Source organism: Paenibacillus montanisoli (genome assembly GCF_003268025.1).
Lineage (GTDB): Bacteria > Bacillota > Bacilli > Paenibacillales > Paenibacillaceae > Paenibacillus_Z > Paenibacillus_Z montanisoli.
Genome location: NZ_QLUW01000003.1, coordinates 639244 through 656687 on the forward strand (window position 1 = coordinate 639244; position 17444 = coordinate 656687).

Below are 17444 nucleotides of genomic sequence, written 5' to 3' on the forward strand. Positions count from 1 at the left end.
GCAAGGCTGTAAACTCAAAGCCATTCTTTCTTGCGGAAAATAAAAAACATCCCGAACCCCAGCAGCAGCATAAACGTGAGTAAAATATAGGAGCCGCCGTGCAGATGCAGGCCAGGAATAAAGTCGAAATTCATGCCATAGATGCCCGTAATGAAGGTGAGCGGCATGAAGATCGTCGTCAGCGCGGTAAAGACGCGCATGATTTCGTTCGCTCGGTTGGCAAGCGACGATTGGTATGCTTCTCGTAAGTTGCCCATCAGATCGCGGTACGTCTCGAACGTCTCGGCGATTTTGACTGCATTCTCGTAAATATCGCTGAAGTACTTCTGCAACTGATCGTCAATCAGCTTCAAGTCCTTCTTATTGAGCGTTGCGATAAGCTCTTTCTGCGGACCGAGCACTTTCTTCAACCACAGTATCTCGCTTCGAAGACCGATGATTTCGTTCAGATGCGATTTCTTGGTATGGACCAAAATGTCTTCTTCCAAGCTCTCGATGCGAGCTTCGATCCGGTCGCCGACGAGGAAGTAATTATCGACGACGATATCGACCAGGTGGTACAGGAAGCGGTCGGGCCGGCTGACTTGATCCTCCAGCAAAATCGGCTTCAGCGTACGCAGCTCGTTAATCTTCTGTTTGGTTACCGTAATAATATAATGGCGTCCTAGAAAAATGTTCAAGGCGCGCAGAAAAATCTCTTCATCGTCAAATCGGATGCTGTTAATAACGATAAAATAATGGCTTTCATAAATTTCGATCTTCGGCCGCTGCTCTTCTTCGCTTAGGCAGTCCTCGACCGCCAGCTCGTGAATCGAGAAGATCGGCTGTAACACGCTTAGGTCATCCACATCGGCATCGATCCAGTAGAAGCCCTGGGCGGGCGGCACCACAGTTGCATGAATATCTTCAACGGCTGTGAACACGCCTTGATTGACATGACGAATTTTCATCCGCGTTCCTCCTCTCATGTTGTTGAAACCATTCCCGGATGCCGGCAGCGGAGAGGAGAACAAGAAAGCATCAAAGCAAGCCAGTATTCGCTATGCTGCGCTGCTTGCTTAATTCGTTATCATGAAGCGGCGCGTATGCGAATATGGATGGATGACGTAAGCCTTCCTGCTATCTTCCGTACATACCGGTTATCAGCGCGGTTGTCCGCAGGCCTCGGGTCGCCTTCCATAGTCGTAAACACCCCTTTATTTGGTCAATTGTGCAAAAATTTAGCGTAATCCTTGTCTAGTATACTCCGACAATGTCTTTCCATTCAAGAAGAAAGTAGCGCCTGCACTACGTATTACCATATGCCGGGAAGAGCCCAAGGTTACGCGGTTTTTGTCGATTGGGCCTAGGCTCCTTCTTGACGGAAATAACGGAATGATTTAAAGTAGGAGCTAAGGATTTTCACTAATTAAATAAGCAAGCTTTCTTATCAAGAGCAGGCGGAGGGACTAGCCCGATGAAGCCCGGCAACCGGCGTGTAGACGTACGGTGCTAATTCTTGCGGAAACGTATGTTTCTGAGAGATGAGAGGCGCATGAACGATACATTTGTGCCCCTCTCGTTAGAGAGGGGCTGTTTTCATTGCGCTCCTTCTTGAATCCAATTCCAGCAGACAGGAGAGATTAACATGCCGATTAAAGTACCCGACCAATTGCCTGCAAAAGACGTTCTGACTGACGAGAACATCTTTCTAATGGATGAGAGCGTAGCCTACCATCAAGATATCCGCCCGCTGCGGATCGCGATTTTGAATTTAATGCCGACGAAGGAAACGACGGAGACGCAGCTGCTTCGCCTGATCGGGAACACGCCGCTGCAGGTGGAAGTCGTGCTCTTGCATCCGCGGACGCACGTCTCGAAGAATACGTCGGCCGAGCATCTGGAGGCCTTCTATAAAACTTTCGACGATATCAAGCACGAATATTACGACGGCATGGTGATTACCGGCGCGCCGGTGGAAACGCTGGCTTTCGAGGACGTGAACTACTGGGAAGAGCTGAAGGATATCATGGATTGGTCCGCGCGCAGAGTCACCTCGACCTTCCATATTTGTTGGGGCGCACAAGCCGGCCTATACCACCATTACGGCATTCCCAAATACGATCTATCGGAGAAGATGTTCGGCGTCTTCCCGCATTTGGTCGAGAAGCGCAACGTACCGCTTGTCCGCGGCTTCGACGAGCTGTTCCTTGTTCCGCAATCCCGGCATACGGAAGTGCGCCGGGAGGATATCGAAGCGGTGCGGGATCTTGATATTTTATCCGTTTCACCAGATGCCGGCGTTTATATCGTTGCTTCCAAGAACGGCAAGCAGGTCTTCGTAACGGGTCACTCCGAATACGATCCGCTTTCGCTGAAGGCGGAATATGACCGCGATGCGGCGAAAGGAATGGACATTGCGCTGCCGAAGAATTATTATCCTAACAACGACCCATCGAAGATCCCGCTGTCGAGCTGGAGAGCGCATGCCAACCTGCTCTTCTCGAACTGGCTGAATTATTACGTTTATCAGCAAACCCCTTATGATTTAGGCGCTGGCATTTAATAAGAGGTCAAACTAATCGCGAGAGGAAGACACTTCGAATGAAAATTGAAAGCCGTTTAGCACAAATTGGATCCATCAAAGAGCCCGTTACCGGAGCGGTCAGCTTCCCGGTCTATCAAGCGACGGCCTTCCGCCACCCGAAGCTTGGCGAGAGCACGGGTTTTGACTATGCCCGCACGAAGAGCCCGACGCGGAGCGTGCTTGAAGAGGCGGCCGCTCAGCTGGAGTCCGGCGATGCCGGGTTTGCCTGCAGCAGCGGCATGGCCGCGCTGACGACCGTATTCTCGCTGTTCGAGCATGGCGATCATCTGCTTGTATCCCTGGATCTGTACGGCGGTACATACCGCTTGCTGGAGCGCATCATGACGAAGTTCGGCGTGACCGCATCGTATGTGGACACGAACGATATCGATGCGATGAACCAGCTGGTCACGCCGGCGACGAAAGCGATTCTGATCGAAACGCCGACCAATCCGCTTATGATGATTACCGACTTGGAGCGGGTTTGTTCGTGGGCGAAGTCCAAAGGCATGCTGTCGATCGTGGACAATACGCTGCTTACGCCGTTCTTCCAGCGTCCGATCGAGCTCGGCGCCGACATTATCGTTCACAGCGCGACCAAGTACCTTGGCGGCCATAACGACGTGCTTGCCGGCCTCATCGTGACGAAAGGCCAAGAGCTGTCCCAGCAGATGGCGTTCCTGCACAACTCGCTCGGCGCGGTGCTCGGGCCGCAGGACTCCTGGCTGCTGATGCGCGGCATGAAGACGCTGGCGCTGCGAATGGAGCGCCATCAGGCGAATGCGACGGCTATCGCGAACTGGCTGCTGACCCACGACGCTATTGAAGACGTGTACTATCCGGCACTGCCTCATCATCCTGGCCATGATGTGCAAAACCGCCAATCCTCCGGCAATACCGGCATCTTCTCGTTCCGGCTGAAAAATGCCGCGTATGTGGAGCCGATTCTCCGTCATATTAAGCTGATCGCATTCGCGGAGAGCCTTGGCGGCGTGGAATCGCTGATGACCTATCCGGCTGTTCAAACCCATGCGGATATTCCGGCTGAAATTCGCCAGAAGATCGGCGTTGACGACCGTCTGCTGCGCTTCTCCGTCGGCATTGAGCATGCGGATGATCTGATCGCGGATTTGGCGCAAGCCTTTGATGCGGCGAAACGTGAGCTTGGGGAGGCATAAGAACGAACATGGCAGAGAAGAACCAAGACAAGCAGAATGCCCAATTCGCGACGAAGCTGATTCATTTCGGCTCCGAAATCGACAGCCATACCGGCGCGTCGAGCGTGCCGATCTATCAGGCATCGACATTCCATCATCATGATATTTTCAATCCGCCGACGCACGATTACAGCCGTTCCGGCAATCCGACGCGCCAGGCTTTGGAAGATTATATTACTTTGCTTGAAGGCGGCGTTCGCGGCTTCGCTTTCGCGTCGGGGATGGCGGCGATTTCGACGGCGTTCCTGCTGTTCTCGACGGGCGATCACGTGATCGTAACCGAGGATGTATATGGCGGCACCTACCGTCTGCTGACGACTGTTTTGAACCGTCTAGGCATCGAATCGACCTTCGTGGACATGACCGATTTCGAAGCGGTGAAGGCGGCGCTAAAGCCGAATACGAAGGCAGTGTTCATGGAGACGCCTTCTAACCCGACGCTCAAAATTACCGATATCGGCGAAATCGCCGCTTGGGCGAAGGAGAATGAGCTGATTACGCTGCTCGACAATACGTTCATGACGCCGTACCACCAGCGTCCGATAGAGCTTGGCGTTGATATTGTGCTCCATAGCGCGACGAAGTTCCTCGGCGGCCACAGCGACGTGCTGGCCGGACTGGCTGTCGTAGCTAATGATAGCCTGGGCCGGAGACTGAAACAGCTGCAGAACGGACTTGGTACCGTACTTGGTACGCAAGAATCCTGGCTGCTGATACGCGGCATGAAGACGCTGCAAGCACGGATGGAGCACAGCGAACGCAGCGCCCGCAAACTTGCGGAATGGCTGAACAGCAACCCGGAAGTAACGAAGGTTTACTACCCGGGTCTTGAGGATCATCCCCGCCGCGACATTCATGAGAAGCAGTCGAAGGGCTACGGCGCAGTTGTTTCCTTCGACGTCGGCGATGGCGAGCGCGCCAAGGCCGTTCTTAGCCGTGTGAAGCTTCCGCTCGTAGCGGTAAGTCTTGGTGCCGTTGAAAGTATTTTGTCTTATCCGGCGATGATGTCACATGCCGCGATGCCTCGCGAAGTACGCCATGAACGCGGCATTACGGACGGTTTGCTCCGTTATTCGGTCGGTCTGGAGGACATCGACGATCTGATCGCGGACTTGGATCAGGCACTGAAAGGGTAATAAGGCGCAAATAGAGCGATACGCGGCAGTCCTGACGGACTAGCCGCGTTTTTCGGCGTTAAGGCAAGCTCTTACGGCCACTCTCGGTACATGACGCTGTTTGTTGGTTGTGGTAGTATAAGTTGAATGTAATTCAAGTGACGGATATGCAGATAGAAGGAGGTCTCCGCGATGCAGCAGGTCGATCGCATTTTAGATAAAGCACTGCAAGGAGAACGGATCGGACTCGAGGAGTGCGTTACGCTGTTCGAATCCGATGAAATTGAGAAGATGGGTCATGTGGCCAACCAGCTGATGCTGCGCCGCCATCCCGATCCGGTGACGACATTCGTCGTCGGACGAAATATTAACTACACGAACGTGTGCGACGTGTACTGCCGCTTCTGCGCGTTCTACCGTGCGCCTGGCTCGAAGGAAGGCTACGTGCTGCCGGATGAAGTGATTTTGCAGAAGATCCAAGAAACGATGGATGTCGGCGGCACCGAGATTCTCATGCAAGGCGGCGTTAATCCGGATTTGCCCTTTACGTATTATTTGGACTTATTGCGTAAAATCAAAATGCATTACCCAGGCATTACGATGCATTCCTTCTCCCCGGCCGAAATTCATAAAATGGTCGCCGTTTCCGGCGGCTTGTCGCTTGAGGAAGTACTGCGCGAGCTGAATAAAGCCGGTCTTGACTCGCTGCCAGGCGGCGGCGGAGAAATTCTTGACGACCGCACCAGACGCAAAATCAGCCGTTTGAAGGGTTCCTGGACCGACTGGATGGACGTCATGAAGACGGCGCACCGCATCGGCATGAACACGACCGCAACGATGGTTATCGGCTTCGGCGAGGAAATGGAAGAGCGTGCGCTTCACTTGCTTCGCGTACGTGACGCTCAGGATGAGTGCATAGCGAACGGTTACAGCTCCAAGGGCTTCCTGGCCTTTATTCCATGGACGTTCCAGCCCGAAAATACGAACATGAAGCGCGAGAAAGCGACGCCGGAGGAATATCTGAAGACGCTCGCGATCAGCCGGATTACGCTTGATAATATCGACAACTTCCAATCCTCCTGGGTGACGATGGGGCCGGAAATCGGCAAGCTGTCTCTCTCCTACGGCTGCAATGACTTCGGCAGCACGATGATCGAGGAAAATGTCGTTTCCGCGGCAGGCACAACGCATAAGGTGAATATCGATACGATTCTTCGCCTTATCCGCGAGGCCGGCAAAACACCTGCGCAGCGGAATACCCGCTATGAAATTCTGAAAATGTATAACGAATCCGAGAAGGCGCAGAACGACTTTATCATGCAAAATTAATCGATACAATAGAAAGAAGCTTCCATCACTGATGGAAGCTTTTTTCGTTATTCCATGATTCCCCTCCAGGCCCAATCCCTCACTAGCCGTACCAACGCCTACATCGTATATATGCTTTTGAGGAACCATATACTGTTAGGGAAGCGCAAGATGCCTTTTCAGCCGCTTCGATTTCGTGTTACATGCACGAATTGCGTTCGTATAACGCCCAATATGCCGGCTTGACGGCTTCCATTTCAATGTAAACCGTATTCGCAGCAACTAAGCGAATGCTTCCGATGTAAGTTTTTCTCCCAGTCCTGCCGGTTTCCCGGCACCTATGTCCGAAAAACTTTTAGGAGTGAGCCTATGGAACTCTTCACTGTTTCTTTGCTTTCGGCTTCCCGTGAAGCGATTGATCGTCTGCACCTCTGCTTGAGCGAAGAATTCGTCGAATTACATAGTGACAACTTAGCTGCCGCCGTTCCGTATGTAAGCTTCACTAGGCCATTTTATGAAACGATGGAAATTTCATGCCTCGTGGATCTCGCCGGCTTCTCGCTCGCTGCCGATGGTCCGGTCATATACCGCAAAGCCGCGAAAGCTTTTGCCAGTTACATTATGTCCGAGCTTGAGCCGATGCTGCTGAAAGCGATTATCCGCAAGCAGTTCCGCTATGAAGAAAGCAAAGAAATCGAAGTGCTTGAGCGCTACTGCCATAACATCTTGTACGGTACCTCGGTTCCTGCCCTTCAGGTCGATGATACCGACACGGCCATGATGCATACGGACAGAGAGCGCCGGATGGGCAAAGTCGCCGATGAAATCGAGCAATTTCTTGGCAGCCATACACGCCTGAACCTTGATGGCTTCGTCACGTTCAGGCTTGCCGCCTACTGGCTGGAGCTGAAGGAAGTCGTCGCCTATGCGGTCGATGAATATGTGATGGATAAGCAATACCAGGAGTTCATCTCGCTGCTCAAATATTTCGTGCGCATGCAGGAAGTGAAGCTCCCGATTGTGCATGTGCTGCATAAAGGCGGCAGCGAGTTCGTGCTGTATGACCAAGATTTTCAAATGCTTGAGACGGTGCAGGCAGACCGCATCGTGGCGGAAATGCTGGAATCGGAAATGAACATGGAGGATATGATCGTCAGCACGCTGATTACGGTTTCGCCGCAGCAGATCGTCATCCATACGCGCCAGCCTGACCTGCCCGTGATGCGCACGCTTGAAACGATTTTTGAACATCGCGTACGCCTTTGCTGCACATGCGGCCATTGCAATTTCTTCTTTGAAGAACAAGGGCAGCCCGCGGCGCAAGCGGCCGATCCGGTTGCCGAGAAGCGCGTTCGTAACGTGATCCCGTGAACGTGAACGTAAAATGGAGCTGACGGGCTTGACCTGCCAGTCGGCCTCCGTTTATAATAGTTGACATGTAAAAGCAATGACAAAGATATGTATCACCAGCTCGTGCACGATCCAGAGAGAGGAAACCCGGCTGAAATTTCCTCGCGTTGCAGTGGCGATATACCCCTTTGTAGCTGTGCGGTTGAACCCTTCTTGCGATGCAGGCATGGAAGTAAGCTGTACCGGGCCGTTCCCGTTACAGAACGTCTACAAGGATCAGCAGTCCGTATAAGCGGCAACGGTTATTCGGCTCTGATTGAACTAGGGTGGAACCACGGGTCTATGACAAGCACTCGTCCCTTCGCGGGATGCGTGCTTTTTTTATTGGCTGCAAACCGCATGGCATTGACAACAACCATTGTGGGAGGAACGAAGGGTATGGCAATTCAAGTAAAGCTTCCGGACGGTGCGGTTCGGGAATACGAGCAAGGAACAACAATCGAAGCAGTGGCAGGCTCCATCAGCAGCGGTCTTCGCAAAAACGCGATCGCCGGCAAAGTGGACGGCAAAGTCGTCGACGTTTATACGCCGCTTGAAGGCGACGCTGCCCTTGAAATCGTGACCGTGGAAACTGCGGACGGACTGGAAGTCTACCGTCACAGCACGGCGCATCTGATGGCGCAGGCAATCAAGCGCTTGTTCGGCAAGAACAACGAAGTGAAGCTCGGCATCGGCCCGGTCATCGAAGACGGCTTTTACTACGATATTGACATGGAGCAGTCGCTCACGCCGGAAGACTTGGTCAAAATCGAGAAGGAAATGGAGCGCATCGTCCAAGAGGACCTGCCGATCCGCCGCCGCGTCGTAAGCCGCGAGGAAGCGGTCGCGATCTTCTCCGAGATCAACGATCCGCTGAAGTTGGAGCTGATTCGCGACCTGCCTGAGGATGTGCAGCTAACCATTTACGATCAAGGCGAATTTTTCGACTTGTGCCGCGGTCCGCACTTGCCTTCGACCGGCCGCATTAAAGCATTCAAACTGCTTAGCGTTGCAGGCGCATACTGGCGCGGCGATTCCAAGAACAAGATGCTGCAGCGCATCTACGGCACGGCTTTCCCGAAGAAAGCGCAGCTGGATGAGCACCTTCACTTCCTGGAAGAAGCGAAGAAACGCGATCACCGCAAGCTGGGCCGTGAACTGAAAATGTTCACGTTCTCGCGCGAAGTGGGTCAAGGCCTGCCGCTCTGGCTGCCGAACGGCGCACGTCTGCGCAGAACGATGGAGCGCTACATCGTCGACCTGGAAGAGAGCCTGGGCTACCAGCACGTCTATACGCCGGTACTGGCGAATGTTGAGCTGTACAAAACAAGCGGCCACTGGGAGCACTACAGCGAAGACATGTTCCCGAAAATGGCTCTGGACAACGAGGAGCTTGTCCTTCGACCGATGAACTGCCCGCATCATATGATGGTGTTCAAGAGCGACATGCGCTCGTACCGCGACCTGCCGATCCGGATCGCCGAGCTCGGCACCATGCACCGCTATGAGATGTCCGGCGCGTTGACGGGTCTGCACCGCGTACGCGCGATGACGCTGAACGATGCCCACATCTTCTGCCGTCCGGATCAGATCAAGGAAGAGTTCGCGCGCGTCGTAACGCTTATTCGCCAAGTGTATGAGGATTTCGGCATCAAGGATTACCGTTTCCGCTTGTCCTACCGCGATCCGCAGGATACGGAGAAATATTTCCAGAACGACGAGATGTGGGAAATGTCGCAGCGCATGCTCCGCGAGGTTGTCGAAGAACTAGGCTTGCCTTTCTTCGAAGCGGAAGGCGAAGCGGCGTTCTACGGACCGAAGCTGGACGTTCAAATCAAGACGGCGCTCGGCAAGGAAGAGACGCTTTCGACTGCGCAGCTGGACTTCCTGCTGCCTGAGCGCTTCGAGCTCGAGTATGTCGGCGATGACGGCAAGAAGCACCGTCCAGTCGTTATCCACCGCGGGATCATTTCGACAATGGAGCGCATGACGGCGTTCCTGCTTGAGAATTTCGCTGGCGCGCTGCCGCTGTGGCTGTCGCCGGTCCAAGCGAAAATCATCCCGGTATCCGTGGCGTATGAAGGCTACGCACGCGAGCTGGAAGCGAAGCTTCAGCTTGCCGGTATTCGCGTAGAGTCCGACCTGCGCAACGAGAAGCTGGGCTACAAAATCCGCGAGGCTCAACTGGAAAAGGCGCCGTACATGCTCGTCGTGGGCGAGAATGAAGCGAACTCCGAATCCGTCTCCGTCCGCAAGCGCGGCGAAGGCGATCTCGGCTCTATGCCGGTTGCTGAACTGATTGCGCGTTTGCAATCGGAAATCGCACAGAAGCAAATCTAACTTCACCCAGCGCTGGCGTATGCTGCCAGATTCCGCATAAAGCTTGTCGCACTTGGGTATCCTTCGAACTAAGGAGGATAACAACCCAAATGATGACAAGCTTTTTGTCGTTTCAACGCATACTAACAATTAGCACGGCCGTCATATCGATGGTGATTTGCCTCTTGGCTGCGGATTGCACGGCAGCAGGCAGTGTGGGGATGGAGCGCTACAGTAATCAGGCTGGGACAGCCAAGCCGGACTCTCCCCCGAAGCAAGCAACCAAAGCCTATAAGCCCATTCAAGTTGTCGCCACCGGCTACACGGCGGGCGTCGAATCAACCGGCAAACGTCCGGGACATCCTCAATACGGCATTACTTATTCGGGCGTCCGGGTGCGCAGAGGCTTGGTTTCGACCATCGCCGCGGATCCAAAAGTGTTTCCGATCGGAACCTTGCTCTATGTACCGGGATACGGGTATGGCATCGTAGCGGACACCGGTTCCAAGATCAAAGGGAAGAAGATCGATCTTTATTTTGAAACAAGGAAGCAAGTATTTAAGCAGTGGGGGAAACGTAAGGTGACGGTTCGCGTTCTGAGGCGGGGCAACGGGAAGTTAACGGAAGCCTGGCTGAATGAGTTGAACGAAGCGGTCACGGCCGAGAAAACGATTCCGCGCGAACTGCTTGAGTCCTAGTCGACATAGGAGAGAATATTCAGAGCTAATTGCTGAATATTCTCTTTTTTTTGCAAAAAAGGTATGTTAAAATACACGTCGACAGCGCTATCATATAACGCTAAGGATGGAGAGACATGAACAAAGAATCATCCGATGCTCAGTCTATTGCATTATTCCAGTCGGAGGTCTATGAGGACAAGCTGATTGCGCTTTATAACGAGATGATTCAAGTCGCCAACGCGAAAGTGTACAATAAGTCCGATGCGCAGGATGCCGTTCAAGAAGCGTGGGTGCGCATGCTTATGAAGCAATCGGCACTAAGGGAGCGCTCAAAGCTGGCTGCATGGGCGAAGGCGATCACGGGCAATATTGCCTCAAACCTGAATAAGAGGGCGGCACGGACCCGGCCGACCGACGACACGTACATACTGGACAGCACTGACCGCGGCGTACTCCGGGATGAAGCAGCCGTCATGCTCGAGATCTCCGAGCTGCTCGAAATGCTCGATCCGCTGTCGCGGACGATGCTGCTTTACAAATTTTATTATGGGTTTAAAGATGCGGAAATCGCCGCTGTCATGCAGGTGCCCGTCGGCACCATCAAAGCTCGGCTGCATCGGACAAAGAAGTATTTGCGGGAGAAAATGAGCTGAACAAATATTGGTCGCTTGCTTACATAAACGATTCCCGGCCTTGCCATACTAATGGTTGTACGGGGAGGTGAGCAGGATGGCTAAAAACAAAAACAATAAATTTAATGCAGCCCAAAACAAGTACAACGCGGAATTTGCGGCTGAGAATGCAGCAAACCAGGCAAATGCTACGACTAAAGCCGCGTCACAGAAAGCGGAAAAATAAACGTTTTTACCGCAGCTGCCATGCAGCTTAGAAAGAGGGACCTTACGAGGTCCCTCTTTTCTTTTGTCTATGCTGCCCAAATCGCCGGCTTCATCGGCGCTTATCGTCGTCATCCGGCACACTTCGGACGTCGCATAGCCCTTGTCGAATGGCCCCGACAGCGTTACACTGGAACTTAATAAAATTTTTAAGTACTAAACGAACGCTTTTACCGATGCTTGCTGTAAACGTAAACGAGCGGGAGGAATCGCAAAATGTATAAATTGCTAATCGTAGATGACGCGAAAGAAATTCGTGAGGGCCTCGCTTCATGGACGTGGGATCTGGTCGGAATAGAAGTAGCGGGAATTTGCTCGCATGGATTGGAAGCGCTTCAATTCGTGGAGGAGCGGCCTGTCGACCTCGTCCTTACGGATATTCGCATGCCCTTCATGGACGGCATCGAGCTGATGACCGCGCTGAACGCGCGGTATCCGTTCATCCGCGTCGTCGTTCTTTCCGCCTATAGCGATTTTGAATATGCTCAGAAGGCGCTGCAGCTAGGCGCGATCGACTATTTGCTTAAGCCGGTGCAATTTCAAATGATGCACGATACATTCGCCCGGACCGTTGATCGGCTGCGCGAAGAGAAGCAGGCGGAATTCCGCGTGTCCGTGCTGAAGCGCAAGGCGGAGCTGCTGGCTCGCGTGCTGCGCGTCGATTTCCTGCGCCGCTTGTTCCGGGAGCCGCTCTCCGAGGTCGAGCTGGAGCAGGGGCTCTCCGACGGCGAAGTGCTTCTGGAGGCAGAACGTTATACCGTCGCGGTTTTCCGGCCGGATCGCCTCGTAGAGCCGGGTGCGGTCATACGGGACAAGGAGAAGAAGCTGCTCGTCTTTTCACTGGACAATATTTTGACGGATTTATGGGAAGGCAAAGAGCTTGGCTACCACTGGGTGAATGAACAGACGGGAGAGGCGTACGTGCTGTCCATGAAGCCGGAAGCGGTGGCAAAAGCCCATTTCGCCGAGCTTCTGCCGCTGTGGCGCAAATACCGGGGCTTGTTCAAATCGTCGTTCTCCGGCGGCGTGGGCCATCCCGTCGTTTCGCCTGCTGAAATTTATTTGAGCGCGCAGGCGGCTTCGGCGGCGCTGGCCGCGAACATGGAAGAAGGCACGCTGGCGGCAGGATCGTCCGAGACGACGGCGGCAAACCGGACCATTCCGGCCGTCCTCGGAAGCAAGGGGCAAACGGAAGCCGAAGACAGCCGCGAATCGGATGCGGAGCCTGCCAGCCTAATGCTCGTACAGGCAAAGCAATATATCAGGGAACATTTCAACCGCAGCTTGACGCTTAAGGAGGTAGCGGAACAGGTTCACATTTCCGGCAGCCATCTGTTTGCTCTATTTAAGAATTCCGGGCAAACATTTTTGAGCTTCCTCACGTCCATTCGGCTGCAGCGTGCAATGGAGCTGCTTAGCGGCTCGAATCTCAAAATTTATGAGATCGTGGAACAGGTCGGCTATTCCGATCCCGCCTACTTCACGGAAGTCTTCAAGAAGTACACCGGCAAAACGCCGAACGAATATCGCAGTAAATCGAGGTAAACGCGGAGGGACACAACATGTTGAAACGGTTCGGACCTACGCTGAGGCGGATCGTCATTCTTACTGCGGTGCTAACCATGATCACGCAAATCGCGCTTGCCTACATCGGCCTCACCTACATGGACGTCATCGATAAATCGCTGCGCGAGAATCGTTCACAGGATATGCTCTATCAATTTCAGCAAAACGTTCTCGTGCAGTTGAAGGATATCGACAATTTGATGCTGCTGCTCCAAACGCCGGAATTCAGCGATTACTATAAAAACCTTATGCGCCTGCGCAATGACTACATCGCTACTCTGGGCATGCAGGAGCTGCAGCGGAAATTCAGCACGCTGAATCTCTCCCCGGCCTCCGTGCAGGCGGTCTATTTTCTGTCGCAAAGCTTCAATCAGCGCTCGATGGTGCAGAAGATCGAATCCGGCACGTTCACGGACCTGCCGCGGCTCGACATGGACAGGCTTCACTATTCGAAGCTTGACAAGCTGATCCTCCCGGACCGTGACCAGTTCACAATGTATTCGCAGGCGGACTTCGCGAAATATTTCACCACGGACAATCCGATGTTGGAGAAAGCGGATATCAGGCAGCTAAAAGCGTTCATGGCGGAAATCCAAGGCCGGCTCGTGTACTCGAATGGCAACGAGAATGGCGTACTGACGATGATCGTGCTGAACGACCGATTCTTCCAGCAGGCAATTCCGGATAACCTGCCGGAAGGAGCGTACTTCTCCATCCTCGGCAAGGACAATCGTCTGCTGTGGACGAACGCGCGCACGAATCCGTTGAAAGCGCCTGAAGGCGGCGAGTCGGAGCAAGCAGGCGATTCCAAAGGCCAGTCATCGTACCAGAACGAAATTAAGCAGCTGCTCCCGTTTAAGCTCAGCATCGCATATACCGACAAGGGGGGCGGAGCGAGCGCGCTCCGCAGTGAACGTATCCAGTTAATGGCGGTATTGTCGCTGATCACGGTGTTCCTTACGGTGCTGATCAGTTATTTCTATTTGAAGCAAGTCTTCAAACCGTTCCGCATGGTTTCCAGGCAAATCAAGAACTTCTCGCTGAGCAGCGACTTGCTGCTGCGTTCGCTGCCGGAGGATTTGATCAAGAAAGGCTTTCACGCCGTTTCCATGCGCAACAAAATCATTATCGTGCTCATCGTCGCGGTCGGTCTACCCGCCGTTTCTGACGGCGTTCTGTACAGCTGGCTGTCTAAGCACGACATCCAGCGCGAAATGCAAACGTCCATCAACGTGACGGGCCGCTTCTCGGCGCTCAGCATTCATAACCGGCTGCGTTTTACGGAAACGATTCTGAATGAGATTTCCGCCAGTCGGCAGCTGCAGGAATACGTCACCAACAATTATACGACCCCGCTCTTGTTGGGCGGGCTAACGACCAATCTGTACATGTTTCCGGGGTTGAACGACATTTCCTATTTCGTGCTGCTGGACGAGAAAGGCAACTGTATTTATTCATCCATCTTCTCCAATAACAAAAGCGCGTTCAATACCGATAAGGAGTATTTGAAGGATCGCGACGCCCCGTACTGGATCGCGAATTACAACAACGTTTTCAATCCGCTGTCAACGGCGATCGTGAAGCGGATCGAGGGGCCGGCGGTCACCGGGGGAGCCACGTACCTCCTGATGGTTCCGAAGCAGTCCACGTTCGAGAATATCGATTCGGGGATGATCAATACGTCCTACGCCATTACCGACGCCAAGGGCCATACGATTTACGAGTCGCGCGCGCGCGCCATTGGCGACGTGCCTGGGCAGCATTTCTACACGAGCGGCATTCCGAACACGGACTGGAAGCTCACGATCAGCTTCGTCTTCAACGACGTGTTGGAGAAGAACCGGGAGTATCAGCAGCAGTTCCTGCTGTTTACGTCCATCATCCTGCTGCTCTCCATCGTGGCGGCGGTCGCGATCGCCATTCAATTGGTGAAGCCCGTTCACCGGCTGAAGGAGACGATGCTTCGGGTCGGTGAAGGCGATTTGTCCCTCCGGCTCGAAGAGCTCGAATATTCGGAACTCGGCGGCATCGTGCGCAGCTACAACCGGATGATCGACCAGCTCGACCGCGTCATGCGCGAAGAAAACGAGCTGATCGGCTTGAAGACCAGGGCGGAGCTTGACATGCTGCAGGCGCAGATCAATCCGCATTTTCTGTACAATACGCTGGAAGTCATCAATATGCGGAGCATGAAGACCGGCAATCTCGAAGTAAGCGCCATCGTCGGCGCGCTGGCCGACATGTTCCGCTACAGCATCGCCAAAGGCTCGAACATTGTGGAGCTCGACAGGGAGCTGGCGCATGTCGCCAATTACGTTACGATCCAGCAGATCGGCAGCGGCAACAGCTTCGAGGTGGAGTACGAGGTGCCGGACGAGCTGCGGAGCAAGCGGATCATGCGGTTCGTGCTGCAGCCGATCATCGAAAACGCGATCAAGCACGCCTTCCTCGGCTGGGAAGAGGGAGGCCGCATCGTGATATCGGCAGCCGCGGAGGGCGGCTATTTGCAGGTGCGTATCGCCGATAACGGCATCGGCATGGATCAGGAAACGCTGGCTCTGGTGAGAGCCGACATCGAGCGGGAATACGGGAAAGCGCAGAGCGAGGAGAACGGCATCGGACTGCGCAACGTCTACCAGCGGCTCAAGCTGATCTACAAGGAAGGCATGTCCATGACCATCGAGAGCCGCGAGATGAAGGGAACGGTCATCACGCTGACCGTTCCGCTGCAAAATTCGTAAAAAGATTACGTTAGGGTTTATCGGCAATAACGTACGGGCTGTCCGCGAATACTGCGGGCAGCCTGTTTCTATTGATTACCCGGCGAGAATCATAGGATTACCGGACGAACATCATATGATTACCCGGTAAAATTGGAGGATTCCCATATTAAGCGCTTTCAAAATTCGTGCTATCCTTTTGAAGTAGTGATTTTACATATTTCTTCAAGGGGGACAAGAAGTTGAGAAAATGGACGATCATGCTTACGACCCTTACGGCAGCAGCAGTTGCGCTGTCAGGCTGCGGCAGCAGCAACAATGGTGGAAACGCTTCCAACGGCACGAACAGCAGCAGCGAAAATGCATCCAACGAAACCTCGACGAATAATTCCGGCAAGAGCGGTGAAGTGGTGACGATCCGCACGAGCATTACGGAAGGCGAGCTGTCCAAGGAACAAATCGCCGAATTCGAGAAAGAACATCCGAACATCAAGATTAAAATCGAAACGGTCGATGCCACGAAATTGGCGGCACAGCTGGCAACGGGCGATGCGCCTGACGTTATTCGAATTCTTGGCGTGCAAGATCTTCCTAACTATGTCATCAAAGGCATTGCGATGGATCTGTCGGATCGAATCGAGCAGAGTTCGGTGTTCAAGGCCGACGATCTGCTGCCGATCACGGACGTGTACCGCTTCGACGGCAAGACGGTCGGCGAGGGGCCGATCTACGGCTTGCCGAAAGACTGGTCCAACGACTATGCCATCTTCTATAACAAGAAAGCGTTCGATGCCGCAGGCGTACCGCTTCCGGATCCAAAGCAGCCGCTTACTTTGCCTGAATTGATGGAGCTTTCGAAGAAGCTGACGATCATGGACGGCAAAAAAGTCAAGCAATACGGTCTGGCTACGAACAGCGGGGCCAAGACGGAACCGACTTACGACAGCCTGATCGAATACCTCCTCAGCGCCGGCGTGGACATCAACGGAGAGGACTTCGGATCGATCAACTTTGATAACCAAGCGGTTAAAGATTACATCAATTCCTGGCTTGATGGCGTGAAGAACAACATTGGTCCGAACTCCGTCAACAACGACCAGACGAACAACGGCGACCTGTTCTTCAAGAACCAAGCCGCAATGATGATCTTTGGTTATTGGTACAGCGGCGTAATCCGCAATGACGAACGCGCGAAATCTCATTTGGAGGATTTCGGCATGCTGCCTACGCCGGTCGCTCCGAACGGCACGCGCGTAGCGCCTACGGGCAGCGCAACCGGCGGAATCATTAACGCGGCTTCTAAGCATCCTGAAGAAGCTTGGACGTTCTTCGAATGGTACTTCGGCGGCAAACCGGCCGACGATCGCGCGAAGACAGGCTGGGGTCTTCCGATCTTCAAGAGCAAAATGGATCTTCTGCCTAACGAAACCGTATTCGACAAGCAAGTAAACGAGGTTCTCAAGGACGAGATGGAATACTCGAACCAATATATGAAAATGAACCCTTACCTTGCAGGCGGAGGCGGGTCGATCTTTAACAAATACGTTCAGCCGCTGCTCTTTGGCAAATCGAGTTTAGACGAGGCCATTAAAGGCATGACCAAAGACGCTAACAATGCCATCGAGGAAGCGAAAGCCGCAGCCGGACAGTAAGCCAAGTCTAGCGGGG

The 17444-nt window shown here is 53.5% G+C and carries 13 protein-coding genes and 1 riboswitch; of the genes, 12 read left to right on the forward strand and 1 reads right to left on the reverse strand.

All coding sequences use genetic code 11. The features are described from left to right. Window positions 1–14 precede the first annotated feature (14 nt). Window positions 15–950, reverse strand: a complete 936-nt coding sequence (gene corA / locus DL346_RS18875) for a magnesium/cobalt transporter CorA (RefSeq protein ID WP_112883686.1) — start codon at window positions 948–950, stop codon at window positions 15–17. Window positions 951–1423: 473 nt separating this feature from the next. Further along, a riboswitch (SAM riboswitch) is annotated at window positions 1424–1530 on the forward strand. Between the two features lie 97 nt (window positions 1531–1627). Here corA and metA point away from each other — a divergent pair. The 12 genes from metA to DL346_RS18930 all read left to right on the forward strand — a co-directional run bounded on the left by metA (window position 1628) and on the right by DL346_RS18930 (window position 17428). Then, entirely contained in the window at window positions 1628–2545 is a 918-nt protein-coding gene (gene metA / locus DL346_RS18880; protein WP_112883688.1) for a homoserine O-acetyltransferase MetA, read from the forward strand. Between the two features lie 38 nt (window positions 2546–2583). Then, window positions 2584–3744: a PLP-dependent transferase gene (locus DL346_RS18885; RefSeq protein WP_112883690.1), complete on the forward strand. Its 1161-nt coding sequence runs from the start codon at window positions 2584–2586 to the stop codon at window positions 3742–3744. 8 nt (window positions 3745–3752) lie between these two features. After that, window positions 3753–4919 (forward strand): aminotransferase class I/II-fold pyridoxal phosphate-dependent enzyme, encoded by a 1167-nt coding sequence (locus tag DL346_RS18890; protein ID WP_112883692.1) that lies wholly within the window; start codon window positions 3753–3755, stop codon window positions 4917–4919. Window positions 4920–5090: 171 nt separating this feature from the next. Then, window positions 5091–6227, forward strand: coding sequence for a cyclic dehypoxanthinyl futalosine synthase (gene mqnC / locus DL346_RS18895; RefSeq protein ID WP_112883693.1), 1137 nt, complete (start codon window positions 5091–5093; stop codon window positions 6225–6227). 348 nt (window positions 6228–6575) lie between these two features. Beyond that, a complete protein-coding gene (locus DL346_RS18900) occupies window positions 6576–7577 on the forward strand; it encodes a putative sporulation protein YtxC (RefSeq protein ID WP_112883695.1) in 1002 nt (333 codons plus the stop codon). Between the two features lie 417 nt (window positions 7578–7994). Next, on the forward strand, window positions 7995–9935 hold the full coding sequence (gene thrS / locus DL346_RS18905; RefSeq protein ID WP_112883697.1) for a threonine--tRNA ligase: 1941 nt from the start codon (window positions 7995–7997) through the stop codon (window positions 9933–9935). Window positions 9936–10027: 92 nt separating this feature from the next. Continuing rightward, window positions 10028–10612 (forward strand): 3D domain-containing protein, encoded by a 585-nt coding sequence (locus tag DL346_RS18910; protein ID WP_112884075.1) that lies wholly within the window; start codon window positions 10028–10030, stop codon window positions 10610–10612. Between the two features lie 116 nt (window positions 10613–10728). Further along, complete coding sequence (locus tag DL346_RS18915; protein ID WP_112883699.1) at window positions 10729–11247, forward strand: RNA polymerase sigma factor; 519 nt, start codon at window positions 10729–10731, stop codon at window positions 11245–11247. 76 nt (window positions 11248–11323) lie between these two features. Beyond that, entirely contained in the window at window positions 11324–11452 is a 129-nt protein-coding gene (locus tag DL346_RS29780; protein ID WP_276311567.1) for a hypothetical protein, read from the forward strand. Between the two features lie 254 nt (window positions 11453–11706). Further along, window positions 11707–13035, forward strand: coding sequence for a response regulator transcription factor (locus DL346_RS18920; RefSeq protein ID WP_112883700.1), 1329 nt, complete (start codon window positions 11707–11709; stop codon window positions 13033–13035). A gap of 17 nt (window positions 13036–13052) precedes the next feature. Further along, the gene (locus DL346_RS18925; RefSeq protein ID WP_112883702.1) at window positions 13053–15797 is read left to right on the forward strand and encodes a sensor histidine kinase; all 2745 of its coding nucleotides are present in this window, start codon (window positions 13053–13055) and stop codon (window positions 15795–15797) included. 221 nt (window positions 15798–16018) lie between these two features. Further along, the gene (locus DL346_RS18930) at window positions 16019–17428 is read left to right on the forward strand and encodes an ABC transporter substrate-binding protein (protein WP_112883704.1); all 1410 of its coding nucleotides are present in this window, start codon (window positions 16019–16021) and stop codon (window positions 17426–17428) included. Window positions 17429–17444 lie beyond the last annotated feature (16 nt).